The 26,173-nt window shown below is 41.1% G+C and carries 25 protein-coding genes; 1 reads left to right on the top strand and 24 read right to left on the bottom strand.

What is annotated here, in order from left to right; translation table 11 throughout:
- Positions 1-169: 169 nt before the first annotated feature.
- The 18 genes from NSQ84_RS06275 to NSQ84_RS06190 form a co-directional block, all read right to left on the bottom strand.
- On the bottom strand, positions 170-1,948 hold the full coding sequence (locus NSQ84_RS06275; RefSeq protein ID WP_327873736.1) for an adenine deaminase C-terminal domain-containing protein: 1,779 nt from the start codon (positions 1,946-1,948) through the stop codon (positions 170-172).
- Positions 1,949-2,091: 143 nt separating this feature from the next.
- A complete protein-coding gene (locus tag NSQ84_RS06270; protein WP_240326789.1) occupies positions 2,092-3,660 on the bottom strand; it encodes a long-chain-fatty-acid--CoA ligase in 1,569 nt (522 codons plus the stop codon).
- A gap of 35 nt (positions 3,661-3,695) precedes the next feature.
- On the bottom strand, positions 3,696-4,145 hold the full coding sequence (locus tag NSQ84_RS06265; protein WP_063389426.1) for a thioesterase family protein: 450 nt from the start codon (positions 4,143-4,145) through the stop codon (positions 3,696-3,698).
- A 33-nt stretch (positions 4,146-4,178) separates the two neighbouring features.
- A complete protein-coding gene (locus NSQ84_RS06260; protein ID WP_094245477.1) occupies positions 4,179-5,762 on the bottom strand; it encodes a benzoate-CoA ligase family protein in 1,584 nt (527 codons plus the stop codon).
- A gap of 109 nt (positions 5,763-5,871) precedes the next feature.
- Positions 5,872-6,672: an enoyl-CoA hydratase/isomerase family protein gene (locus NSQ84_RS06255; RefSeq protein WP_339212413.1), complete on the bottom strand. Its 801-nt coding sequence runs from the start codon at positions 6,670-6,672 to the stop codon at positions 5,872-5,874.
- Between the two features lie 17 nt (positions 6,673-6,689).
- Entirely contained in the window at positions 6,690-7,475 is a 786-nt protein-coding gene (locus NSQ84_RS06250; protein ID WP_066251031.1) for an enoyl-CoA hydratase-related protein, read from the bottom strand.
- 9 nt (positions 7,476-7,484) lie between these two features.
- Positions 7,485-8,120, bottom strand: coding sequence for a Phenylacetic acid catabolic protein (locus NSQ84_RS06245; RefSeq protein ID WP_327873795.1), 636 nt, complete (start codon positions 8,118-8,120; stop codon positions 7,485-7,487).
- Positions 8,121-8,125: 5 nt separating this feature from the next.
- Complete coding sequence (locus tag NSQ84_RS06240; protein WP_063388948.1) at positions 8,126-8,356, bottom strand: hypothetical protein; 231 nt, start codon at positions 8,354-8,356, stop codon at positions 8,126-8,128.
- A complete protein-coding gene (locus NSQ84_RS06235) occupies positions 8,353-8,679 on the bottom strand; it encodes a metal-sulfur cluster assembly factor (RefSeq protein WP_066251029.1) in 327 nt (108 codons plus the stop codon). Before NSQ84_RS06235 ends, NSQ84_RS06240 begins: the two co-directional genes overlap by 4 nt.
- Complete coding sequence (locus tag NSQ84_RS06230) at positions 8,679-9,614, bottom strand: Phenylacetic acid catabolic protein (RefSeq protein ID WP_066251026.1); 936 nt, start codon at positions 9,612-9,614, stop codon at positions 8,679-8,681. The genes NSQ84_RS06235 and NSQ84_RS06230 overlap by 1 nt, the downstream gene beginning before the upstream one ends.
- A gap of 206 nt (positions 9,615-9,820) precedes the next feature.
- The gene (locus NSQ84_RS06225) at positions 9,821-10,795 is read right to left on the bottom strand and encodes an MBL fold metallo-hydrolase (RefSeq protein WP_327873794.1); all 975 of its coding nucleotides are present in this window, start codon (positions 10,793-10,795) and stop codon (positions 9,821-9,823) included.
- 22 nt (positions 10,796-10,817) lie between these two features.
- Positions 10,818-11,693: a PaaX family transcriptional regulator C-terminal domain-containing protein gene (locus NSQ84_RS06220; RefSeq protein ID WP_066251023.1), complete on the bottom strand. Its 876-nt coding sequence runs from the start codon at positions 11,691-11,693 to the stop codon at positions 10,818-10,820.
- A 266-nt stretch (positions 11,694-11,959) separates the two neighbouring features.
- Entirely contained in the window at positions 11,960-12,760 is an 801-nt protein-coding gene (locus NSQ84_RS06215; protein ID WP_339212410.1) for an enoyl-CoA hydratase/isomerase family protein, read from the bottom strand.
- Between the two features lie 122 nt (positions 12,761-12,882).
- On the bottom strand, positions 12,883-14,367 hold the full coding sequence (locus NSQ84_RS06210; RefSeq protein WP_327873738.1) for an aldehyde dehydrogenase family protein: 1,485 nt from the start codon (positions 14,365-14,367) through the stop codon (positions 12,883-12,885).
- A gap of 6 nt (positions 14,368-14,373) precedes the next feature.
- Positions 14,374-15,573, bottom strand: coding sequence for a thiolase family protein (locus NSQ84_RS06205; protein WP_327873739.1), 1,200 nt, complete (start codon positions 15,571-15,573; stop codon positions 14,374-14,376).
- An 85-nt stretch (positions 15,574-15,658) separates the two neighbouring features.
- Positions 15,659-16,384 (bottom strand): 3-hydroxyacyl-CoA dehydrogenase family protein, encoded by a 726-nt coding sequence (locus tag NSQ84_RS06200; RefSeq protein WP_066251107.1) that lies wholly within the window; start codon positions 16,382-16,384, stop codon positions 15,659-15,661.
- Positions 16,374-17,231, bottom strand: a complete 858-nt coding sequence (locus NSQ84_RS06195) for a 3-hydroxyacyl-CoA dehydrogenase NAD-binding domain-containing protein (RefSeq protein WP_327873740.1) — start codon at positions 17,229-17,231, stop codon at positions 16,374-16,376. The genes NSQ84_RS06200 and NSQ84_RS06195 overlap by 11 nt, the downstream gene beginning before the upstream one ends.
- Positions 17,232-17,869: 638 nt before the next feature.
- On the bottom strand, positions 17,870-19,162 hold the full coding sequence (locus tag NSQ84_RS06190; protein WP_327873741.1) for a homocysteine synthase: 1,293 nt from the start codon (positions 19,160-19,162) through the stop codon (positions 17,870-17,872).
- A 601-nt stretch (positions 19,163-19,763) separates the two neighbouring features.
- Between NSQ84_RS06190 and NSQ84_RS06185 the strand changes: the two genes are divergently transcribed.
- Complete coding sequence (locus tag NSQ84_RS06185; RefSeq protein ID WP_327873742.1) at positions 19,764-20,528, top strand: IclR family transcriptional regulator; 765 nt, start codon at positions 19,764-19,766, stop codon at positions 20,526-20,528.
- Between the two features lie 417 nt (positions 20,529-20,945).
- Here NSQ84_RS06185 and NSQ84_RS06180 read toward each other — a convergent pair whose 3' ends face one another.
- The 6 genes from NSQ84_RS06180 to NSQ84_RS06155 all read right to left on the bottom strand — a co-directional run bounded on the left by NSQ84_RS06180 (position 20,946) and on the right by NSQ84_RS06155 (position 26,141).
- Positions 20,946-21,197, bottom strand: a complete 252-nt coding sequence (locus NSQ84_RS06180; protein ID WP_327847659.1) for a hypothetical protein — start codon at positions 21,195-21,197, stop codon at positions 20,946-20,948.
- Positions 21,198-21,230: 33 nt separating this feature from the next.
- Positions 21,231-22,550 carry a hypothetical protein gene (locus NSQ84_RS06175; protein ID WP_327847658.1) on the bottom strand — a complete coding sequence of 440 codons (1,320 nt, stop codon included), beginning with the start codon at positions 22,548-22,550 and terminating at the stop codon, positions 21,231-21,233.
- Between the two features lie 71 nt (positions 22,551-22,621).
- A complete protein-coding gene (locus NSQ84_RS06170) occupies positions 22,622-23,209 on the bottom strand; it encodes a dimethylamine monooxygenase subunit DmmA family protein (RefSeq protein WP_063389436.1) in 588 nt (195 codons plus the stop codon).
- Between the two features lie 168 nt (positions 23,210-23,377).
- Positions 23,378-24,109 (bottom strand): hypothetical protein, encoded by a 732-nt coding sequence (locus NSQ84_RS06165; protein ID WP_063389437.1) that lies wholly within the window; start codon positions 24,107-24,109, stop codon positions 23,378-23,380.
- A gap of 29 nt (positions 24,110-24,138) precedes the next feature.
- Positions 24,139-25,092 (bottom strand): PDR/VanB family oxidoreductase, encoded by a 954-nt coding sequence (locus NSQ84_RS06160; protein WP_339212405.1) that lies wholly within the window; start codon positions 25,090-25,092, stop codon positions 24,139-24,141.
- A gap of 74 nt (positions 25,093-25,166) precedes the next feature.
- The gene (locus NSQ84_RS06155; protein ID WP_235600511.1) at positions 25,167-26,141 is read right to left on the bottom strand and encodes a DUF3445 domain-containing protein; all 975 of its coding nucleotides are present in this window, start codon (positions 26,139-26,141) and stop codon (positions 25,167-25,169) included.
- Positions 26,142-26,173 lie beyond the last annotated feature (32 nt).

Below are 26,173 nucleotides of genomic sequence, written 5' to 3'. Positions count from 1 at the left end.
GAGAGCATAAGAAAAGTCCTTCATAAGACTTCTGAAGGATATAAACAAGATTGGAAAAATGGCCTGTCCGATAAGTTCCTAAAATGAAGGGGCTTCAAAAAGTCAGTTAACTCTGACTTTTTGGGCTGCCCCCCCCTGGAGGAAACGGCTCAGCTCTCTTTTTCTAGTTTTACTTCGCGATTTGATCTTTTATTGGTTCCGCTTTAAGCAGCATTTCATTTTTCTTAACATCATACAAACCAAATGGAATAAGACGAAGACCGGGCAAGAAATCACAAGTTAAAAACAATAGCGTATATAAAATGTCATGGAATGGGAATCCTCTTTGCTGCACGGCTGCTAACAGCTCATCATGATATCGAACAGCTTGATCAAATGATGAATCGTCCGTCATCATGCCGGTAAATGGAAGAGGTATTTCAACCACAATGTCCTCGCCATCAACAATGACGATTCCTCCTCCTAGTTCATGCACTCTTTTAGCCGCCTGGGCCATCGCTTTTGGATTTCTTCCGATCACAAGCAATTCTGTTGTAGTATTGTAAGTTGACGCCATCCCATCTAGATGAACGGCAAATCGTTCTAATATCGCTTTCGACACCCACTTTCCGTTCCGGTCAATTAACGACGCATACAATAAGCCTTCTTCACCGGAAATATCTGCGAATCCCCCTGCTTCTGGAAGCTTAACATCTTTTCGCTGCGTAATGACATTGCTTTTAAAATAAGCGACCGGAACAGTTTGTTCAGTACTTGAATATGGGTAACGGTACAAGTTTAAATAGTCCAAAAGTTGCTTCGAAAACGCAAATGGCTCCCGGACAACATATTGATTCCAATTTAGTTTTGGTGTCGACACAAGCAAATTTCCTTGCTCGGCTACGACTTCACCTCTTGAAATGACGATATCCGGCCGAAAATATTTCAAATCTGGAAGAAGTAAAATGTCTGCCAATTTTCCTGGAGCAATCCCGCCGATATAATCATCTAATCGCAAATAAACGGCTGCATTGATCGTAGCCATTTGCAACGCGTTTATGACCGGCACTCCTAATTCTACAGCTCTTCTGATCAATCCATCGACAAAGCCTTCTTTTTCGATAAACCCAGGGTGCGGACCGTCGGTTGTCATCGTAATTCGATGTGTACTGACTTTCCCTTCTGTAATCATTTTTATAACTTCAGGGAAATCAGGGCGAAGCGAGCTGTTGCGTAAAGTCGTCCACATTCCCAACCGCAGCCTGTCCAGCGCCTCTTTTGCCGTTATTGCTTCATGACAAGCGCTGACTCCGCTCGCAGCAATGGAAATCAATTTTTCATATGAACAGCCCGCTGTATGACCGTCCACGACTTTCCCTTTCTGTTTTGCCACTTCAATTGTATCAAGCAAAAAGGAATCAGCCTGATACAAAAGCGGCCATCTTGTGACCTCCGCTGTTCCGACAACTTCTTCTAATTCTAAAAGCTCTTGGACATCCTTTTGATTAAACCATTCCCTTTCTCCTTTGAAATCTGCTTGCGAGACAAGCCGGACAAGCCAAAGAAAATTGCCCGGAAGGTCTTTCAAGTCTTTGACCATTTTTTTAAATCCAGCAGCTCCCATATGCAAATAAAAAAACAAATTGTCATTTACCGTTGTCGTTGTTCCAAGGGGAAGAACTTTCCTAGTCATACTAACAGGATTGTAGATGACCCACGGATGTGCATGCGGTTCAATAAAACCTGGTGAAACATACATCCCTTCTGCATCAATAATTTTTGTATGTTCATCGGAAAGGACATCCCGTTCGCCGACATATGCAATGGAGTCTTGATAAACAGCGACATTTTGCTTTAACAATTCTCCTGAATAGACGTTGATCACCGTACCATTTTTGATAATTAAATCTGCGGGCCTCCGTCCTTGAGCCACTTCAATTAATTCCGATCTTGACGCTTTTTGTCTCAACAGTTTCACTCCTACTCTTTTAAAAAATGTTATGAAGAAGCCATAGGTCATCAATCGGATGTCAAATTTTTCAGAAGGTTGATTAACTTTATGATGAAGGAAGATCAAACATATGTCTACAGTTTGATCTTCCTTGCATGAAATTATCGCAATTCTGTTTGCAAATCTTCTTTTAATTTTTGCTGAAGTTCTACTTTTTTAATTTTTCCGCTCGGCGTCATTGGCAGTTCATCGACAAAAACAACTTTATCCGGTATTTTGTAGTCAGCAATTTTTCCTTTTAAATAATTTTTCATCGATTCTTCCGTTTCCAAAGCTCCGTCTTTTAATTTTACCGCCGCACATGAAATCTCTCCTAAAACAGTGTCAGGCAGCCCGATAATGGCTACTTCTACTACATTCGGATGCTTATAAAGAATTTCTTCAATTTCTCGAGGATAAATGTTGTAGCCGCCGCGGATGATCATTTCCTTCTTCCGTCCAACGATGCGGACATAACCTTGTTCATCAAGCGTCACTAAGTCACCTGTATAAAGCCAGCCATCTTGATCAATGGCTTCTTTCGTTTTTTCAGGCATGTTAAAGTAGCCTTTCATGACATTTAACCCGCGCACAGCAAGTTCGCCAATTTCTCCAGTCGGTACAGTTTGGCGATTCACATCAACAACTTTAATTTCAACTCCTGGAATCGTTCTGCCAACCGTTTCTGAACGAATGATGTCACTGTCTGTAAAGCTTGTAATTGTCACAACTGGAGATGTTTCCGTTTGACCATAGGAAATAGTTATATTGCATCCCATCTCATTTCTAATTTTTTTCACGACTTCGACAGGGCATGGTGCTGCCGCAATAATACCTGTTCTTAACGAAGATAAGTCATAGGATTTGAATTGAGGGTGATTTAATTCCAATATAAACATTGTCGGAACTCCATGGTGTATCGTAATCTTTTCTTGTTCAATCATTTTTAATACAGCTTCCGCTTTAAATTGCTCCATAAACACCATTTTGGCACAGGCAGTCACAGCTGCCAGTATGCTTGGAACCATGCCAAACACGTGAAAGACAGGAACGACCACTAAAAATACGTCATTTTCGTCGCATTGAAGCGCCTCCACTGTACATGCGGCATTATGGACAAAATTTAAATGCGTGAGCATGGCACCTTTCGGAAGTCCTGTTGTTCCTGAAGTATATAAAATGGAAAACACATCTTCTTTCGGATCGATGGACACTTCCGGCGGCAGCTTCGACTGTCCTATTTTCAGCAAATCTTCAAAGGAATGGTGACCATCTTCTTGAAACCGCACCGTAAACACCATTTCTAAAGCGCTTTCATTACTTTCCATTAAAGATTTTACCGTATGGAAATGGCCATGCTCTTCTACCACAAAAATTGCTTTTGCACCAGAATTGGCCACTATATAAGACAATTCTTCAACACGATATCGCGTATTGCATGGAACTAATATGGCGCCTATTTTTGCAATTGCAAAATATATGGCAAGAAACTCATGCCAGTTCGGCAGGCATGCAATGATGCGGTCTCCTTTCCCTATACCGAGCTGGTGGAAAGCGGAGGCGATGGAATCGGACATTTGTTTGATATCTTTGTAAGTTAAACGTTTATAGCCATCGTAAATGAATTCTTTATCAGGATAGCGCTTATATGCTTTTTCAAACACATCATGAATGGATACGTTAAGATCCACGCTACTCTCCTCCATTACATTTTTTCAATGTTCATTTATGCGCTGAGCCATGGATTGATCTGAGCCTGTTCACCAAACCCGTCTTCTTGAAGCAATTTTTTCACCTCTTCAGGTATGGGCACTGCAAATTTTTTTCCGTTTTCTTCTTTCACCCACCCCCTGAGCTCATATCCGTGCCCGGTTCTTGTATCTTCACGATATACTTCATGCTTCAGTTTTATTGTTTTCCGGTTCACTTCCATTACTTCTGTTTTAATAGTGATAATGTCGTCATAATATAACGGCTGCTCAAACGTACAGCGGACATCAAGCAGCGGAAGAATGATGCTGTATTCTTTGATGAGTTTAGCCGGAGCAAGGCCGATACTTCTAAAAAATTGATGCCCTGCAATATCAAACCATTTAAAATAATTCGGATAGTATACAATGCCGGCTGCATCCGTATCTCCAAAGTTCACCCTGAGCTGAAATTCGTTTCTTTTCAAATGTACGTACTCCTTTCAATGCTATGTCTTAAACTATTGAGCTGAATTCGATTTTAATAATTCCCGAAGTTTAAAACGCTGAATTTTTCCTGTTGCTGTTTTCGGAAGTTCGTCAATAAATTCTATAATTCGCGGGTATTTGTAGTGGGCCAGCTGCTGCTTCACGAAGTTTTTTAATTCATCTTCCATTTCTTTGGAGGGCGTTCTATCTTTTAAAACAACATATGCTTTTGGAATGACAAGATTATTTTCATTTTGCACGCTGACAACTGCAGCTTCCAGTACATTTTCATGTTGAAGAAGGCAATTTTCGACTTCTACAGGCGATACCCAAATCCCGCCAACCTTCAGCATATCGTCGGAGCGCCCGCAATACCAAAAATATCCTTCTTCGTCTTTATAATATTTGTCACCTGTATGAAGCCATTCTCCGACAAATTTTTTCTTGTTTTGCTCATGAAGGTTCCAATATCCATGTGCGATGCTGTCTCCGCGAATCAACAAATCTCCCATTTCATTTGGAGGCAATTCTCTGCCCATTTCGTCGACAATTTTTGCTTCATAACCAGGAACGACTTTTCCAGAGCTTCCTGCCTTTACATCTCCAATCCGATTGGATAAAAATATGTGGAGAGCCTCTGTTGAACCAATTCCGTCTAAAATATCGACATTGTACATTTCTTTCCATTTGCGGTAAAATGCTTTCGGAAGCGCTTCTCCAGCTGATACACAAACTCTGAGCGAGCTCAAATCGAATTGTTTTCCCGTTCGCGACACATAATCAATCATCGCTCCATATAAAGTCGGAACCCCAAAGAAAATGGTCGGTTTGTACGTTTCAATCGCCTGAAACATTGCTTCCGGAGTTGCGCGTTCTTTCACTAATACAGTTGAAGCTCCTGCTCCTAAAGGAAAGTACATTCCTCCGCCAAGGCCATAGGCGAAAAACAGTTTAGATGCGGACAAGCATCGGTCTTCTTCACTTATATGCAATATTTTTTTCGCATATGTGCTGAAAGCATATTCCATATCATGCTGCAAATGGATGACGCCCTTTGGATTACCGGTGCTTCCGGAGCTGAACAGCCAAAAGGCCTGATCATCCTTGTTCGTCATGGCTGCATCAAGCTTTTTGCTTGCCCTATTCATCAGTTGGAGGAAATTTAAATGTGTGCCTGATTGTTCGCTTTCACTGTCCGGAATGATAATGATATCCTTCAAAAAGCAAAACCGTTCTTTGTAAACTTCAATCTTTTCCCAAATATCTTCATGGATGATTAAGCCCTTTGCCCGGCTGTTGTTTAAAAAATATTCATAATCGGATGGCTTCATCATGGTGTTGACCGGAATGGGGACAGCACCAATTTTTATGGCGCCAAAAAATGAATAAATAAATTCGGGTGTATCGTGGCAAACCATTAAAAGGCGGTCTTCCAATTTATAACCGAGCTCACGGAGCATGTTGCCTGTCTGATTGACTTTCTCCTGCAATTCATTATAGTGTATGCGCTCATCGCGATAACAAATGGCTATTTTATCGCCCAAACCTTTCTCTACACTTTCATCAATGAACCGCACTGCCGCATTGTAAAGCAAACCTAATCCGCGGAGATCCATTTTTTCACCATCCTATATATCAATTTTTTGAATAGATGAAGCGGCATTGAAGCCGCCTGAGGAAGATATATATTCAGGAGGCTTCACAATATATATGAAAAGCTAACGTTTATATCCCTTTCCAATTTGGTTTTCTCTTTTCTAAAAATGCGCTTAATCCTTCTTTTGCATCCTCGGAGCGGAACAACAAGTTTTGCAGCTCTCCTTCGTAGCGGATGGCTACGTTCAATGGCATTTCCTTTCCGTTCATGATCGACAGCTTGATGTTGGAAACCGCATAGCTTGCGCTTTCAGCTATCCTTCTCGCATACTCGAGCGTCCGCTCTCTCGTTTCCGCCTGCGGGAACACTTTGTTGACGAGACCAATGTCCAGCGCTTCCTGCGGTGTCAGCGTTTCCCCTGTAATATTCATATCCAGCGCTCTCGAATACCCGATCAACCGCGCGAGCCGCTGCGTTCCTCCCGTTCCAGCCAGCACCCCAAGCGATACTTCCGGCAAGCCGATTTTTCCTGCTTCATCTCCCATGAATCGCAGATCGCAGCCTAGCGCCATTTCCAATCCTCCGCCGACTGTATGCCCTTCCAAACAGGCGATATATACTTGCGGCGAACGGGCGATTTTATCCAGCGTTTCATTACAGAACAGGCAAAATTGTGTTTTATAGCGCGGATCCGCTGCTTGTAAGAAATTGATATCCGCTCCTGCCGAGAAAAATTTCGGCACATCGCTCATCAGCACGACCACTTTTATGTTTGGATCGAAGCGAAGCTCATCGATCGCAGCGTTGAATTCTTGGTAAAACTCCAGTCCATAGGCATTCGTTTTATTGATGTGAAGATGGATTTCCGCCACTCCGCTGTTTTTGACCACCGTTAAATTTTTGTTAGCAGTTGTTTCAACTGTCATCATTATTCTCCTTCCATTGTTCATTTATTATTTGAAAAATCAGGTTTGCGTTTTTCTTGAAAAGCCGCCAATCCTTCTAAACGATCCGGATGATAAATCGTTTTTTGATAACAATCCCATTCCGCTATCAGACCCTTTTCCATTAGTTCTCGAGCAAAACTGTCGACAGCCTGCTTCGCTAAACGGACAGAATGAATTGAATTTTCCGAGATTTTTTCCGCTATGTTAAGCGCTTTCAATTCTGCCTCGCCAGCTTCACAAATATATTCGACAAGTCCTATTTCATAAGCTTTTTCACCATTTATTTTTTCAGCTGTAAAAATAAGCTGCTTGGCCCTGCCGATTCCTACTAATTGCGCCAGCCGTTGAGTGCCGCCGGCTCCCGGGATTATTCCCCAAGAAACTTCCGTCAACCCGATGAGCGCCCCTTTTTCCATGACACGAATGTCACAGGCAAGAGCAAGTTCACATCCCCCTCCAAGAGCCAATCCTTTTACAGCCGCAATCGTCGGCATTGGCAAAGATGAGATATTTGTAAATGTTTTCCTGAGCAATGCGACATATTCTTCCACTTCTCGTTCGCTCATGGACTGCCTTTCTTTTAAATCCGCCCCTGCACAAAACGCTTTGCTTTCACCTCCCGTAAAAATAACTGCGCTTACATTCGAATGATCTTTTATCGTGTTTATCGCATAAGAAAGATCTTTTACTAAAAATTTGCTTAATGCGTTGGCACGTTTTGCGTTATTTAATTGAATGATAGCCACTTTGTTTTGAATTTCTAAAAGAACGCCTGATTCTGACATGAGCATCACTCACTTTGCTTGAACAAGCTGTTCCGCATTTAATTGCTGCAGCCGTTTTTCAAATTTTTCCGTGAACGAAGGAGTTTCCGGGAAATAACCTTCCTTTTTCAATTCTTCACTTTTTTCAACTTTTGCAAGCCAAGCCTTTGCTTCCTCTGCAGCCCCCCTTAATGCTTCTTGAAATCTGTAGGGGACAGCTCCTTGATCAAGAAGAAGTTGTTTTGCCCAATTTTCTGCATAGATGATATGATCGTGTTGTTCGCGGACAAGCTTTTGAATCCGTGAAGCAACCTTGGAATGACTTGTTTTTAACACCGTTTGAAAGACGATATCGATTGCGGCATTGATTGCATATAGCGAAGCAATGAGAGAAATCCAGTTTTGAACGTTTACAGCTGTTTGAAAAGCTTTTCCTGTTTGTGCTTGAATGTCAGGCTTCTTGCCTTTTACCCCTTTTAAATCAAAACACCAATTGTACAAAAGTCTTGCATGCCCCAGTTCTCCTTGAGCCATAGCTATAGCAGACAAGGTCGCTTCCAAATTCGGACCGCTTACACCAACTTCCACTAAACGGTCGCCAAGCACATATTTGTTATCCGCTATTGTCTCCAGCAATTCAATCAAAGAATGCGTTCCTTGTTCCATTACGCTCACAATGCTTCAGCTCCTTTCTCTGAAAATAGCCAATCAGGTTTTTTCACCCAATTCAGCTTGTTTCGTTCCACGACAACCATTTCGGTCCAATCCTCTTCGTCGTACGTAAACGTTGCATACACTTTTGCCAGCTCGCTGTTTTCTGCTTCTACCGTGCCTATATGCATTAAGTTGTCTCCCCGATTAATGCGGGCAAAAATATCATAGGTTATTTTTTCTGCGATCATTTTGCACTTACACCCCAATACTTTAATTTTTCCCTTCCCTCTGGGCTAAGACGGTCGACCGTCCATGGAGGATCCCATACGACATTTATGTGTACTTCCTTTACTTCTTCTTCTGCAAGAAGCCGATTTTTTATATCGCTTTCAATCCATTCCATGCAGGCGCAGGAAACGGCTGTGTATGTCATCGTCACATGCACTTCCCCGTCATTCATTTGAATGTCGTAAATGAGCCCCATATCGACAACGCTTATTGGGAATTCAGGATCCATCACCTCTTTCAGCGCCTCCCAATATTTTTTCGTATCCACAGCTTGTTTTTGCATCATACCACCTCTTTTCTCAGCTGTTCTAATTCTTTTGCCCCTTTTTGAATTCTTCCTACAAACCTTTCATTTTGCGGCCCTCTTTGTTTAAATCGTTTAATGACGTTTTCCCATGTGTCCGGCTGGTCGAACAGCCATTTTTTATTGACTGGATCAAATTTACAAGGGAATGGGACATCGAGCACATATTTTCCTTGTTCTTCATCATAATGAGCTGGAACTTTTACTCCAATTGATTCACAGAATGGAACTGCTGTCGACAGCCATTTTTGACGGAGCTCATCGTTTGTTCTTCCTTTTAAGCGGTATTCAAGCTGTGCGGATCTGGATTTTAAACGGTCTTCTACACCAAAAAATTCAAGCGCCATTAAAAACATCCAATCAACCGCTTTTTGAACTTCCTCTTGCAATTTCGGATCATTCATGGCTGTTCTCATAATGATTTCACCATTTCTAAGATGGAACAATTCTTCTTTATCAACTTTCACTAATGCGCGTTTCCATGGCCCGTAAGATGTATGCTCAAACGCATCCCCAAGCAGTGTGTAGCCGGCGCGGTCAAAGAACGCATTAAACACTCCAAGCTCAATCCAATTTGACAGTTCAAAGTCAAAGGCATAAGGGTTTTTCCATTTATTTGGGGCTCGATTGTACAATAATTCGTCTGTATCTTCGCCCAAATCTTTCAGTAGCCTGAAAGCAATATGTGCATGACCGATTTCATCCTGCATAATGGCGAGTGCTGTAATTTTGTTATTTAAAGTGGGCGCTTGATCATAAACAGTAAGGAGCGGCGGCACACTTAACAATTCTGTATCTCCGACAATAATCAACGTCTGTTTTAATGCCTTTAAATATTCCTCATTCATGTCACCGACGCCTTCAACAATAAAACCGTTTTGAATTTTTTCTTTTAAAAGGGCTGCCTGATCCATTTTTTCACCTCTTTTATATTACGTTTTTATTTATTTCGTCTGTTTAACATAATATTATTTTACAACCGCCTCTTTTGTCAAGAAAAAATAGAAAAATCAAATTTTTTTGTTAATTTAAAAAATAAAAGGTTTTTCTCCTTCCTTTCGTTCTTGCCGTTTTTACGACCGCAAAAAAAGCGCATAGCTTTTTGCTATGCACTTATCCATTATTTATTTTGTTTATAAAAGACAATATCGTTACGATTCTCTTTTTTAATTTGCCCTGTGAAAACTAAATACTCCAAGTGCGACAAAGTTTCTGCGATCGCAAACCGCCATTGATGCGAATTCAAGCTTTTGTGCTGAAATAAATCTTGGGCAATATCATAGGCGGTACGGCCATCCTTCGCAAGTCGAAATATTTGATCCAAGCGCTTTTGATGATGATGGATGATTTCTGATATTCTGTCGTCAACTCGTTCGATCAATGCCCCATGGGCAGGAAGCGCCAGGTCTACCTTCAATTGCTGTATTTTTTCAAGCGAAGATATGTAGTTTCCAAGCGGATTTTTGCTTGAACCGGGCCATATGCTAATGTTCGGAGTAATTTTATCCAAAATATGATCGGCTGCAAGCAGCAGTCTTTCTTCTCTTTGATAAAAGCAAATGTGTCCATCGCTGTGACCAGGTGTCGGTATAACTTCCCATTTTCTTTCGCCTAGAATGACCTCGTCATCCTCTAGAATCGTCAATTCCGGAAACGTTACATGCTTTGCCAAACTTCTCATACTTTCTTCAATTTCATCCGCAAGATCTTCCGGTGTACCGTTTTTTCTGCACATTTCACCAATTTGCTCCGCCTGGCTGCTGTTTTTTCCCCAAACACGCTGCGCCATGGCAAAATCTTCTTTGCTTATATAAGCTTTTGCTCCTGTTCTTTCCTGCATCCACCCTGCCAACCCGAAGTGATCAGGATGAAAATGAGTGAAATAAATCGAATGAATCTGTTCATAACGAACATTCATTTGTTTCAATACTTGCTTCCAAGCTTCAATCGCTTCGGTATTATGAAATCCTGCATCAACAAGGCTCCATCCGTCTGCATCGCGCACCATATAACAATAGATGTATTTCATCGGAAAAGGGATTGGAACCGGAATGCGATATATATTTTTCCCGATTTGTTCAATATTGACCACCATTATGCACCTACTTGCTTTTATTTTAAACAATGTCCATAAAAGGGTTGATCGCTCTGTCCCGATTCGCTTCCAATTCACAATCGGGAGCTTTTTCAAATAAAGTTTCAAAATATCGAATAGCAGGTACAGACAAAAGCTGATGTACATTGAAAAATAGCTCTCTAGCTTTTAAGCCGCTCCAGTCAGCAGGCAGCAGGTCGTTCGGAAACCCCGGGTCGATAAAGAAAAAGCTGCGATATTCATGAACAAGCTTCGTTCTCTCAATAAAACATTCTTGATCTGATAATTCATTATTCCAAATGCGTTCCTTAAAATCATCATACTTTTGCCGATATTGATCAATGAATGATTCATACTCTTTGGCAATTTCGTCAAAATTCCATCCTCTATGAATCAACTCATGATTATCATGGGATACTACTGAACTGGAAGTAAATAAAATCACATACGGCTCGAGATGGTAATCTTTTATAAACTCCATCACCCGATCTTCAATAGGGTTTGGACTTGCCCACGTACCGTGCGAAATCAAGCCGAATCCCATGAGGCTCAGCTCTTTTCGAATTTGATTGCGAAGCTCCCTTTTTTCTTCCGGGACCGAATAGGTCAAAATTCTCCAATTCCCATCCCATTTGTAATTTCTCATTGAATAAACGCGGGCAAACCCGTCCATCATCGTTCTCTTCCCTTTATTTGTAAGAGAATAATAGCTTTTATTGCCAATTTTGCGAACTTTAAAAAATCCTTGCTGAACCATTCTTAACGTGGCTCCCCGTATCGAAGATTCAGAAATGCCGAAATGGGACATCATTTGAATTAAGCTGCCAATCCAAACTTCTGTGCTGTAATGCTGAATGTACTCACCGAATAGTGTAAACATTAATGATCTTGGCTTCATTTTCTTACACCCGTCTTTTTCCTGAATTTTGCTTTTATTTTTATTATGCTGGATGGAATTCCATTTTTACAAGTTTTTTCTTCAAGATAGGGAGCCTTTTAATCTATTTTTTTATAAGCCTGAAGCTGTTTAAATCGACTCTGCCGATCAGAAAAAAAACTGCCTCCTCCTTGAGGAAGGCATATGACTTGTCTTTAAATTTCCGCATTATTTTCTGGATGAAAAAATACCGGCCGTTTATGGCCGATATGCTTCGTCCTTCTTTTTTATATCCCTTTCCAATTTGGTTTTCTCTTTTCTAAAAATGCGCTTAATCCTTCTTTTGCATCCTCGGAGCGGAACAACAAGTTTTGCAGCTCTCCTTCGTAGCGGATGGCTACGTTCAATGGCATTTCCTTCCCGTTCATGATCGACAGCTTGATGTTGGAAACCGCATAGCTTGCGCTTTCAGCTATCTTTCTCGCATACTCGAGCGTCCGCTCTCTCGTTTCCGCCTGCGGGAACACTTTGTTGACGAGACCAATGTCCAGCGCTTCCTGCGGTGTCAGCGTTTCCCCAGTTATGTTCATATCCAGCGCTCTCGAATACCCGATCAACCGCGCGAGCCGCTGCGTTCCTCCCGTTCCAGCCAGCACCCCAAGCGATACTTCCGGCAAGCCGATTTTTCCTGCTTCATCTCCCATGAATCGCAGATCGCAGCCTAGCGCCATTTCCAATCCTCCGCCGACTGTATGCCCTTCCAAACAGGCGATATATACTTGCGGCGAACGGGCGATTTTATCCAGCGTTTCATTACAGAACAGGCAAAACTGTGTTTTATAGCGCGGATCCGCTGCTTTTAAGAAATTGATATCCGCTCCTGCCGAGAAAAATTTCGGCACATCGCTCATCAGCACGACCACTTTTATGTTTGGATCGAAGCGAAGATCATCGATCGCTGCGTTGAATTCTTGGTAAAACTCCAGTCCATAGGCATTCGTTTTATTGATGTGAAGATGGATTTCCGCCACTCCGTTGTTTTTGACCACCGTTAAATTTTTCTTTTCTATTGCTACTGTATCTGACATTGCAATTCCTCCTTTATTTATACGTTTAATATTTTATCGTTTCATAAACATAATATACTAAATATTCTAATAATTCAATAGAAATTATATTTTTTTTAAACGATCTTTTTTTATACATATAATTAGAGTCCAAAGAGATTTAATGGTTTGCTGCCGATATAAGAAACGACGCTTTTCGTTTCCGTGTACAAATTCAATGTTTCTAATGCCAGCTCCCGGCCAAATCCCGATTGCTTATAGCCTCCAAAAGGTGTTCCAGGAAATGCAGAAATTGGCGAATTCACCATAACAATTCCTGCCTTTATTTGTGCCGCAACACGGTGTGCCTTTCCATGATCGTTCGTCCATATAGCCGAACCTAATCCAAAAATGGAATCATTTGCTTGTCGGATCACATCTTGCTCGTCGCTGAATTTCATAACAACTACGACAGGCCCAAAAATTTCCTCTTGTGCAACTCTCATATCATTTGTGACATCCCCGATAACCGTAGGCAAATACCAATACCCTTTTTCATACTCTCCGCCTTCCGGTATTTTGCCGCCGTATAAAATTTTTCCGCCCTCTTCCACCGCTAATTTCACGTAATGATCAATTGTTTGCTGATGACTTTTGGAAATGACGGCCCCCATATGCACGCCTTCATCAAACGGATTTCCTACTCGTATACGGGAAGCTTTTTCGAGAAATTTTTCCATAAATTCATCATAAATGTTTTCATGAACAAACAAGCGGGATCTTGCTTCACAAGATTGTCCTGTGTTGTAAAAAATTCCATAAAGCGAACCGTTTACGGCTCCTTCCAGATCACAATCGTCAAAGACGATGTTCGGCGATTTTCCTCCTAATTCCAAAGTTACCCGTTTTAACGTTTCAGAAGCGCGCTTCATAATGTCCTTTCCGGTTTCCGTTTCGCCTGTAAACGCAACTTTGTCAATTCCAGGATGCTCCGTCATATATGGTCCGATTTCAGACCCGCTGCCTGTAATAACGTTCAGGACTCCTGCCGGAACACCTGCTTCATGGCATATTTCCGCAAGCATATAGGCTGTAATTGGAGTGTAGCTAGCAGGCTTCAAGACAACAGTGCAGCCGGCAGCCAATGCAGGCGCCACTTTCCAAGCGGCCATCATGAGCGGATAATTCCAAGGAATAATTTGACCGCATACCCCGACCGGCTCTTTAAGAGTATAGTTAAAAAAGCCGTTTGGAACTTGATTGACATCACCTTGGAGAGTTAAGCATGCAGCGGCATAAAATTCAAAATCTTCAATCGCCTGCATAATTTGACCCTTGGCAGCAGCAACGGTCTTTCCGCTGTTTAATACTTCAACGCGAACCAATTCTTCAAATCGCTCTCTCATCATTTCCGCTATACGGTTTAACAGGCGAGCTCTTTTCGCTGCCGTCATTCTCGGCCATTTGCCCGTCTCAAATGCAGCACGGGCTGCCTCCACCGCTTTGTCAACGTCCTTCTTTGTTGCTTTGGCTACCGTTGCTATGACTTCGCCGGTTGCAGGATTATGCGTTTCGAATACTTCTCCGTTTGAACTGTCTACATATTGTCCATTAATAAAAAGCTGATAGTGTTTTTTCATATTTTTCATTCCTTTCTATATTTTTTCGACAATCGTGGCGATTCCTTGCCCGACGCCTATGCACATCGTCGCGAGTCCATATCTAACGTCTCTTCTTTTCATTTCATGAACGAGAGTGGTAACAATTCTCGCCCCGCTGCAGCCGAGAGGATGACCTAAAGCAATTGCTCCACCGTTGACATTCACCTTTTCCATATCAAATCCCAGCTCTTTAATGCAGGCAATGGATTGGGATGCGAATGCTTCATTAATCTCGATTAAATCCAGTTGGCTGATAGATAAACCAGTTCTTTGCAGCACTTTTTTCGTTGCTGGAATCGGGCCAATCCCCATATAAGATGGATTCACCCCAGCGACAGCGGAGCCGACAATCCGTGTCAGCGGCTTAAAGCCAAGTCTTTCTGCTATCGATCTCTCCATGATTAAAAGTGCGGAAGCGCCGTCATTGATTCCAGAGGAATTTCCAGCGGTCACTGTTCCGTCTTGAACAAAAGCAGGCTTTAATTTATTCAGCTTTTCCAAAGTCGTATCAGGCCTCGGATGCTCATCTGCATCTACTATCGTTTCTTCCCCTTTTTTCCCTGTTATTGTCACCGGAACAATTTCATCTTGAAAACGCCCTTCTTGTATAGCTTTTCCGGCTTTTTTATGGCTTTCCAACGCAAATTCATCTTGCTCCTGCCTCGAAATTTGATAGCGCGCAGCTACATTTTCAGCCGTCTCGCCAAGACTGATCGGCGGATACATTTCCGCTAATTTATCATTGACAAGCCGCCAGCCGAGAGTTGTATCATAAAAAGTTGGCGTGTCCCTCATTCCAGAAAGCTGCGGCTTCATCATGACATATGGAGCTCTTGTCATGCTTTCGGTTCCGCCTGCAATATAGACGTCTCCCAATCCGCCTTGAATCGCCAGCGCTGCTTGATTAATTGCTTCCAGACCCGATCCGCATAAACGGTTGACGGTCACGCCTGGAACCGTTTCAGGCAAACCCGCAAGAAGCACGGCCATTCTTGCCACATTGCGATTATCTTCTCCGGCTTGATTAGCGCAGCCAAAAATTACATCCTCCACATCGGAAGGATCAATCGGATTTCGCTTGAGCAGCTCTCTTACGACGTGAGCTGCCAAATCGTCCGGGCGGACCTCTCTTAATGCCCCGTTGAACCTGCCGATCGGGGTTCGGACAGCATCAACAATCACAGCTTCTTTCATTTTCTTACCCCCATTTTGACCGTTTTTTCAGGCATTTTGATTCATTTTGAACTTTTCCCGAAGCTACCATCATCAACCGGAATTTTTAATCATATTGATAAAAGCCTCTTCCCGTTTTCTTTCCGAACCATTTGGCATACACCATCTTTTTGATAAATGGAGCAGGCCGGTAGCGGTCCTCCCCTGTTTCTTTAAACAGTCCGGCTAAAACAGCATAAACATCATCAATACCGATATGATCCGCCCAGCGAAGGGGGCCCATCGGGTAATTCGTTCCTTTCATCATTGCTTTGTCTATGTCCTCTGCACTTGCAACACCTTCTGTTAAAGCAAAAGCAGCTTCATTAATAATTAATGATAAAATTCTAGGAAATACTAATCCTACACCGTCTTCCACTACTTCGACCTCTTTTCCAACTTCTTCAAAAAACTGCTTAGCTTTCTCAACATTTTCTTTTTCGGTTTGCAAAGCCGGTGCAAGTTCGACAAGTTCACAATCTTCCCAAGGGAAAAATGCGGCAAATCCGACTAATCGTTCAGGATGTTGGAGCCAAGAAGCGGTTTCTGTTGCTGTTACACCAAGACATGTAGACAAAATGACCGTTTCCTTTGGCAATGTTTTTTCGATTTCGACCAACAGTTTTTTCTTTTGGTCGATGTCGAGATTTGTCGTTTCGATCACAATATCAAAATTTGAATGAACAGCCGATTGATCTTCGAGCTGATGGCCTGTTTCGCGCAATTGCGCTATGATCGAATCGGCTAAAGAGCCTTCTCCAGCTACTTTTACAGTGAATGATTTAGTTTTCATAGCGATAATATCCTTCACCGGCCTTTCTGCCAAGCTTACCTGACTGAACCATGCGCTGCTGCAAATAATGAGGACGAAATCTTTCCTCTCCGAAAAAACTATTGTAGACGGTTTCCGTTGTGGAAAAATTCACATCAATACCAATTAAATCTTGCAGTTCAAAAGGACCCATCTTAAAACGTCCAGCCTTTTTCATGATCCTGTCAATCTGTTCGGGCTTCGCCAAACGTTCACCTGCAATTTTCAATGCTTCATTGTAAAAAGGACGGGCAATTCTGTTTACAATAAATCCCGGTGTGTCTTCGCAAACAACCGGATCTTTATGAAGAGAAGAGACAAATTGTGCAAGCTTTTTCAGCGTGTCCTCAGATGTTTTCACCCCTCTAACGACTTCTACTAAAGGCATTAGCGGAACCGGATTAAAAAAATGAAGACCTGCCACTCTTTCCCCTGTTTTGGTAACGCTTGCAATTTCAGTGACAGAAAACGATGATGTGTTGGTGGTTAAAATGGTTTGTTCTGGACAATGTTCATCCAGCGCTTGGAAAATTTCTTTTTTAATATTGATTTTTTCCGGAACTGCTTCAATCACAAGATCACACGCTTTCATCAGCGATAAATCGGTGCAAGTCTCAATTCGTGATATTGATTCTTGAAACGTTTGTTCCTCCATTTTTCCCTTTTCTACTAATCTGTTAAGGCGTTTTTTAATTTGAGTAAATGCTTTCTGAACGATCGCATCATTTAAATCATAAAGCAATACACGAAATCCATGCTGCACACACGTTTGGGCAATGCCAGAGCCCATCGTTCCGCTTCCTACAACTCCAACCGTTTGGATCGTCAAACAGACTACACCTCCTTGTTCAAATCATTTTGCCATCTTATAAATTCAAAAACGCTTTTACATTGGTTGCAGTAATATTGAGAAACGAGCTGAGCAGTGCCGAAAACAGCTATTTTCTTAACATTTGTAGAATCGCAAAAGGAACAGTGCACCACATATTTGTCGGACACCGGTGTCACCTCTCTGTTATATTACGTTTTTTTTACTATCGTTTATTTAACAAAATATTAATAAAAACAACAGGTTCTGTCAACGAAAAAAATTAAAATGTTATTTATTTTCTGGAAATTAAAATAAAAACCCGGTTTCTCCTTAGAGATACCGGCTATAATCAACATATGTAACATTTATTCATTTTTACCTATAAATGAAACGAGAGAATTTTACAGCGAGGGGGGTTTTGACGACAGCTAAACCGCGGCAGTTTTCTTTCTAGTTTCATACTGCTATGAGCGCTGGTTTCGGGAAACGGTAATATGCAGAGGATGTCCATAAGTCCATAAAATAAAAGTAGAGAAAAACAGTCGTTTTCCTCTACTTCTTTCGATATGAAAGCAGCTGAAGGTTGCCTGCTGCTTTTCAGTGTGAAGTGGGCTTATGCCGCAATCCCTGCAAAATTTTTAACTGGCGATACGATCTTAAGCTTGGCTTGCTCGAATCGCTTGTTCCAGATCGTAAATAATGTCATCAACCGATTCCGTACCGACTGATAACCGGACAAGACCAGGTGTAACACCTGTTGCCAGCTGCTCTTCGCTCGTTAATTGCTGATGAGTCGTGCTGGCAGGATGAATAATCAACGATTTCGAATCGCCGATGTTGGCAAGGTTTGAAAATAATTGAACCGAATCGATCAGTTTTCTTCCTGCATCAACGCCGCCTTTAATTTCGAATGTCAGAATGGCTCCCTGACCTTTCGGCAAATATTTTTGTGCAAGTTCGAATGAAGGGTGATTTTTCAAGCCTGGATAGCTGACAGATTCGACCGCTTCATGCTCAAGTAAATAATTCGCAACTGCAAGCGCATTTTCACTGTGGCGCTGCATTCGCAAATGAAGCGTTTCAAGCCCTTGCAAGAATAAAAATGAATTGAATGGAGAAAGTGAAGCTCCAAGGTCTCTCAACAGCTGAATGCGCGCTTTCGTAATATAAGCAGCTTCACCAATGTCATCAGCATAAATGAGACCATGATAGCTTGGGTCCGGCTCGGTGAACTCAGGGAATTTGCCGCTTCCTTTCCAATCAAACTTGCCGCTGTCGACAATGACGCCTCCGATTGAATTTCCGTGTCCTCCAATAAATTTCGTAGCCGAATGAACAACTATATCTGCGCCGAATTCAATCGGACGGAGCAAGTAAGGGCTTGGAATTGTATTGTCAACGATAAGCGGAATTGAATGTTTATGAGCGATTGCTGCCACCGCTTCAATATCAAGCACATCCCCTCTTGGGTTTCCGATCGTCTCGGCAAATATTGCTTTTGTTTTTTCAGTAATCGCTGCTTCAAGATTTTGCGGATCCGTCGTATCGGCAAATTTTACCGTGATGCCAAACTTCGGCAAAGTATGTGTGAACAAATTATAGGTTCCGCCATATAAGCTAAATGAAGAAACAATTTCATCGCCGCTTCCAGCAATATTCAAAATCGAATAAAAAACAGCAGCTTGTCCAGATGAAAGCGCCAGCGCCCCAATTCCGCCTTCAAGCGCAGCTACACGCTTTTCAAATACATCAGTCGTTGGATTCATGATCCTTGTGTAAATATTTCCTTCTTTCTTTAAACTGAATAAATCTGCCCCATGCTGACTGTCTTCAAATACATACGAAGTCGTTTGGTAGATCGGAACAGCTCTCGACAAAGTCGTCGGATCAGGCACCTGTCCTGCATGTACAGCTAGCGTTTCGGGCTGAAGTTTTCTTTCGTTTGACATAGTTTATTTCTCCCTTCAATTCTAAACTTATATATTCGCAAAATTAAACCTACTAAAATAATAGGTTTAATTATATATAAATAAAATGTACTGCTTGTTCAGCCGGATGTCAATTACTTATCAAAACTTTCAAAAATTTTTTAGACTTCTTCAGTATAGCATAAAATCTCAATTGGAAGATAAACTTTTTGGATATCATTTCATGTAATGGAATGCTTTATAAGTAACCTTTCCTCGTATTTTCATTTGATAATAATTTTCCAATCTACTTATTCTTTTTTAAAGGGAATGCAGGATGAGTAAAAGGAATAAAGAATATACTGAGAGCAGTCCGAAAATGAAATTTCTTAAATTGATGCAATAAAAAAACAGTTTGCCATCATTAAGCAAATGGCGAGGAACTTCATTTTTCTCTTCAGACTTTTTTGAGAGGATTTTTCTCGCATCCCGAACAAATTTTTTATCCTTTCACACTTCATCTATTGCTAGTTTATATTTTCATTGACAAAGTCTTAGTAGTTTTTTGAAAATATAGAAAAAATTTTTTTGAAGTGGTAAAATAAGATGAAGTATGCCTATCAGTTGAAGGATGGTTTTAGCAATGACAGAAAATAAAAAACATGCACAAATTCAGTCTTTGCTTGTAGGATTCTCAATTATTGACCTGATTGCCAAAAACGGCAGTCCGATGAAATTTAACGACATTCATCATTATACTAATATAGCAAAAAGCAATTTATATAAATATTTAAATACCCTTACGAATCTCGGTGTCCTTCATCGGGACAAAGGAAGCGGCTTATACTCTTTAGGGAGCACACTCATTCAATATGGAATGGCAGCTGTCAATCAAGAGGACCTCATCGGCAAAATCACGCCATTTTTGCATGAAATCAATGCCAAATCGAAAGAAACGACTCTCCTTGCCGTATGGACAACAAACGGCCCAATGATCGTCAAAATGATCCATAGTCATTTAGGGCTTAACTTAGGCGGACAGGTCGGAACAATCCTTCCGATCTCCTCGGCAGCCGGAAAACTTTTTGCGACATTTAAAAACGATCCAAGTGTAAACGTTTGGAAGGAATCGGAGTTGTCAAAGCTAAGCAAACAGGCGAAAGACGAGCTAATAACAGAGTTTCAGCTTATTGCTGATCAAAAAATATCGTTTGCGCAGGAAGCTTTAGCGCCAAGCATCGCTTCTGCCGCCATTCCGATTTTTAATTTTGAGCGGGAAATTTTAGGGTCTATTATTGTTGTCGGCTTTGAAAAATCGATTCCAGACACCATCGAACATGAGCTAAGCGAATATTTGCTTATAAAAGGAAAAGAAATTTCCGCCGTTTTCGGATGGAAAGAAGAATAAAAAAGAGCTTTCTGCACCCTTTTAAAGTAGAAGTGAGATGGAATTTTAAAAATAGGAATTGATTTTTACTTTTCATATGTTTCAGTAAAAAAGACGGTGTTCGCCTTCTTGTCATTTATAAGGTCAGATGTTATTTTTATCCTTATATGAAAAACCGAGCGTTAAAAAATCAACGCCCGGTTCTTTTGTGTACATACAAAACCCTCTTTTATTGATAACAGAAAATTTTGCTATCATCTTGTCGGTACTATTCTTCCAATAATAATTGATTAATCTCCTCATTTCAGAATCCCACAGCTTTCAAGGCTGTGGCTGACACAAAACTTAATACTCTCTTATTGTTAAATTTAAAATAAAAAAGAGTTTGAGTATGAAAACTCCTATTTTGATAAATCAGGACAGCAACCTGCTCTTATACTAGTTTACATTTTCCATTAATGGATCTGCGTACGTACCCTCTTTCGGAAAATCCAATTTTTCATCAACTGCTTTCGAAGCTAATAGATTTACTTCCGAAAAAGCTTGATTCTCATGTCGAAACATTGCGTAAATCAACGCAACACAGATGCCGATCGCAGCTATAATCGATAACACAACTCCTATAGAATGCGGGCCAAAGGTAAAATAAGCACCGACATGCTCCCAATTTGTTATTGGACTTGTATTCATTTACTATTCCTCCTTTACATTTTTATCCTTTTATTAACTAGTTTTGCTCTTTGACATGATCATTTTTAATCTTCCATTTTCTTGAGTAGATGGAATTCCTTCCGGAAAAGCTGTTGCAGGTATTTCAGTTAAATCAATACCAAGCATCTCTGCTTGCTTTGGTATTCTCAACATACTAAGCTTTTTCAAAAGCAGTGATGTCCAGTAGCCTGGGAGAAATCCTAGAAGGATCACAACCGCTGCACATACGAGTTGTCCAATAAAAGAGATTTCCGGGCCGTTTATATTGGGATAGCCGGAGGCAAATATCCCGACTGCAAGGACTGACCAGATCCCGATAAATCCGTGGACGGTAATAGCACCTACAGGATCATCAATCCCCTTCCTTTCGAGAAAATTTCCAATGAATGGACACATCAATCCTCCAATGACAGCTATAACAAATGCAAGCGCTGGATGATATAAATCTAAACCCGAACCTACTGAAATAACCCCGGCCAGCCCGCCTGAAGCGACCCAAAACGGTTCCCCTTTTGAACCTAAATATGCCCCTATTAAACCTCCCGCTAATCCCATTAAAGCATTGAATACAAAAGCCGATAAATTGGTAGGAGTACCGTAAATCGTCATCCATTCCCCATTTGTAACAGCGATTATACAGCCTCCGAGGAAGCCGAAAAAACCAACATAAATGAGCATCAGCCCTAATAAAGTGGACGGAAGATTATGCGGCAGAATATTAACAATTTTCTCATCCCCTGTATATTTGCCGATTCTAGGTCCTAAATTGATCACGACTCCTAATGCAAAAAACCCAGCTATTGCATGAATAACGCCTGCAGCGGCAACATCATGATAACCAAATTGCGTTAAAAACCATCCTTCTCCGTGCCAGCCCCAAGAAGCAGCTAAATTCCAAATAACTGATCCAAGAATAGCGGCAAGAATAAGAAATCCACTTAATCGAACCCGTTCGATCAGCACGCCGGATAAGATGGAAGCTGTCGTAGCAGCAAACAGCGCAAAAGCACCCCAGAAAACTCCACTCGCATGATCCGTTATATTCGGACCCATATTTTCACTCCAAGGCAATGCAGCTAATGCCGCTTCACTCATTCTCGGAATCAAACCGTCTGGAAACGCATTGTATATCCACCAGCCAACAAAATAGAAAGCAGGTAACACGACTGCTAACGTCATAATATTTTTCAAAGCCGTCGCCAATACGTTTTTTACACGGGAGATGCCGACTTCAAGAGTCAAAAACCCCGCATGGATCTGCAGCATGATTGCAATGCACCACCAATAGAATACTTCTATTTGGATTGCGGCAAACTGTTCAAATCCCTCCACATGATCATCCCCTTATTCTAAAGATTTCAAAGCCTTTAACCTACCATTTTTCAGGCCCTCCTTCTTCTGTTTCATGAAATTATTTTTAAATAACCTAAATATGCATCATGGAGCCTAGAATAGTGTCTTGAAACCTCTAACGATGCATGACACTTTTCACACGTTACTTGTTTTTGTGCTGTCAGCTTGTTCAGATGATAACACTTTACACAAAATACCCTTTCCTCTTTCTCCCCCCATCCTTGTGCCTGGATCTCATCTTCATTAAAACCAGCCCGCAATGCCAGTTTTTTCAGCTCTTTTAACATTGACCATTGAACTGAAAGAAATAGCTTTGTACCGATAAATTGACTTTCAAATATTTTGTAAATTTCCTCACTGGATGTTGATGAAAGGACAGTCGCTTCATTCGGAAAAAATTCTGTCCCCTTATACGAATGAAGGCTGCTATCATTTTTCTTCAATATATAGATTTGTTTCTTCGTCTGTTCTGGAATTTTTTTAATAAACATCAACGTTGGCAAAATCATCGGTTCATCAATGATAAACAAAAATTGTTTCCCAGTGATGAATTGAAATAGATTGCCAGCTTGCTGATTTTGCGCAAAAAATTCATCTGCTTCAGAAGCGCTTGTTTTCCCATCTGCTGTTTTAGTCATTTTTCAACCTCCTTGTTTGTTTTTCAACATGGTCGAATCGAATAAGCAATTTGTAATTTTCTCAATTCGAATTTTTCGAATATCAGGATATTCTCCAACGATAAGCTGCAGCTAGTTCGAATCAATATTAAGCAAACAAAGCATTGCCGTAACTTGATTTCTATCAAATTACAACATAGAAAGATAACGGCTAGTTGTGAAGCCCGGACCGTTCGAGCGTGTAAGCATATAAAGAGCATCTGTTAAAGGAATCCGGCGATAAGTTTCAATAACACGCCCATTGACAAATAGATTCTCCCGTTTTTGTTTTAATTGGGCAGCCGTTTGTTGAAAAAGTTTCTTAGATCTATTAAACGAGTCAAAAACGAAGCGTTCTGCTGCTGGACAGCTTGCAATACTCACATCGCCGAAATGAACCCGTCCTGACGGTGAATATGCTATCGCACTGACGATTCGTTGCTGCGCACTGCTGATGGTTTCTTGTAAAAAAGTCGCATGAACGGGTTTGATATCTTCCACAATCAGCCGGGTGATGCCCCGATCGTTAATCGCTTCTAAAATTTGTTCAGGGTCATCCTCCACGATAACCTCTTTATGGGGCGGCCATATATCCATCCAATAATGATCTAAGTGCTGTTTTCCGACATGGAAAATGAAATAATCAGGATAAATTCGAAGTCCGCCCTCCTCATCTGTTAAATCCTGACGATAAAAATCATAAAATCTGGTGACAGCTGCCATAAGCAAGGCGCTAGCACCAGCACTTCCTGCCGGTTCCCGTACGACTATTCCTAGTCGATCATATTGATGAAATCCCGGCAGCAACTCCTCAAAAGAACATTTCACGTCGTTTATCTTGAATTCAAAATCATCGATTCCGATAACCTTTGTTGTGTGCACAATTCCATTTGCTCCTTTCTTGTATGCTCTTAAAGATCTAAAACAAGACTGCCGGATTTTGCCCTTGAAACACATGTTAAAATGACATTGCTTTCTTTTTTCTCCATTTCGGTAAGAAAAAAGTCTCGATGGTCAATTTCTCCTTTTAAAACATGCAGCTGACAGCTGCCGCATCCCCCGATTTTACATGAATATGGCGCATCAATATGAAGCTGTAATAAAGTGTCCAGCAAGCTTTTCCCTTCAGGCACCTCAATCACTTTGTTGCTTTTATTGAGTTTTACCCGGAATGGCTGCATCGGTCCTGATTTTGGCGGTGTAAAGAGTTCAAAGTGGATGCTTTTTTCAGAATAACCAATGACTTTGGCAGCATCGGCAAATCCTTTGATCATGGCCTCTGGACCGCAGAAATAAACATGGGTTCCTATCGGTTGATTTTCCATTAACTTTGTTGACATTTTCTTGTTTTCCTTTGAAAAATAAAAATGAGTTTCCTCTGAAAAAAAAGTGGAGAGATGGCGATAAAAGGCACATAATTCCTTTGAAGGAGCGGCATAATGTATTTCAAATGAAGCCTTCTTCTTTTTTAATTCCTTCGCCATCGAAAGAAAAGGTGTAATGCCAATCCCAGCTGCAAAAAATAAATGGCGTTTTGCTTGAAAGCTTAGCGGAAAATAATTTTTCGGATAACTAATGGAGATCTTATCCCCTTCTTTCACATGATCGTGCCAATAAATTGATCCTCCATTTGAATCCTCATTGCGGCGAACGGCGATTCGATAGTAGCCTGTATTGTCCGGATCACTTGTAAGAGAATAGTGGCGTTCGATTAAGCCTGTTTCAGTTTGCAAATAAGTCGTAATATGAGAACCCCCACTAAAACGAGGCAATGGCGAACGGTCTGCTGACACTAGCTTAAAACTTTTAATCGCAGCTGTTTCATGCGTAATTTGTTCTACAATCACTTCAAGTGTTCGCGCCATCATGTAATCCTCCTCCTTTCATGTTTTTTAAAAACAGCTTCTTCACACGCTATTTTCTTCCAATTTTCCCAATTTCAATCTGTCAAGCTTTTTTCTAAATAGCGAATGATTTCTCCTTTGTATAAACTAAATCCTTTATATTCAGCCATATAGTCAGGTAAATCCTTTAAAACTCGAAAAAAACGTTTCAACCAATCTTCATTTTTTTTCAGCTCATCAAGTGATATTAAATGAGTATGAATACTAAATAAAATCCCATTGCTTCGCGGCATACGAAATAGCCTTTGATCCTCCACTCTTAAGTGCACAAGCTGACCGGCATTTTCTGAAGTTACCTTTTCCTTTTTTGGACCCCATTCATCAAAATTCTCAGGGAACGTGTCAAGGATTGGCTCCACTGTTAAAGTCCAGTTTAACCGTGTCCACGGTTTCCCTGCCTCGATTCTCAAAAGAAAATTGAGGACTTTTTTCGCTAAACCGCTGTCGAAAAAAACCGGTACAGGAGAATGGAACTCGGTGTAAGTCATGCCAATATCAAAGGCAATCGACCAATTGGCAGGAAAACACAATTGTCCTGCATCCATATATAAATCACCGTCTCTTTGCCCCATAAAAATGAGATCCTCTTGAACGTGTCTGCCGATAAAATCTAAAGGCTCGTAGGGCAATGTCGATAGATCGCCAAAAGTAAATGTATGTTTCTCATCCAAAAGCTTATTTTCAAACGTCCATTCATGACCATTTTTTATAACCGAGAAATACTCAGGGTAAATAATGGCAAGTTCATCTATTAAAAATTCCAGCACTTCCCACTGTCCATCGATTGAATGTTCTAAAGATTGAAAAGCACGTTCATGGTGGTTTAATAGTATTTGACGCTTTTTATCTATTTCTTCAAAATATTCGGGAGTAATATCTGCAAGTTTCCCGGATTCTAGAGGCCTCGCATTATTAGAATACCTGTAAGAGTCCTTTTGAAATGGAAATGGGAACCTTTTAATAAGCGGAATTTCTTTGATCATATGTTGGTTAGTCGTTTTTACACTCACTGCCCTCTCTCCTCCTCACGATCAAAACTGGA

Origin of the sequence: Aeribacillus sp. FSL K6-3256 (assembly GCF_037965805.1) — a bacterium.
In the GTDB taxonomy this organism is placed as follows: Bacteria; Bacillota; Bacilli; order Bacillales; family Aeribacillaceae; genus Aeribacillus; species Aeribacillus composti.
The sequence above is the reverse complement of the archived record's forward strand: the minus strand, read 5'-3'. Positions and strand labels throughout refer to the sequence as shown.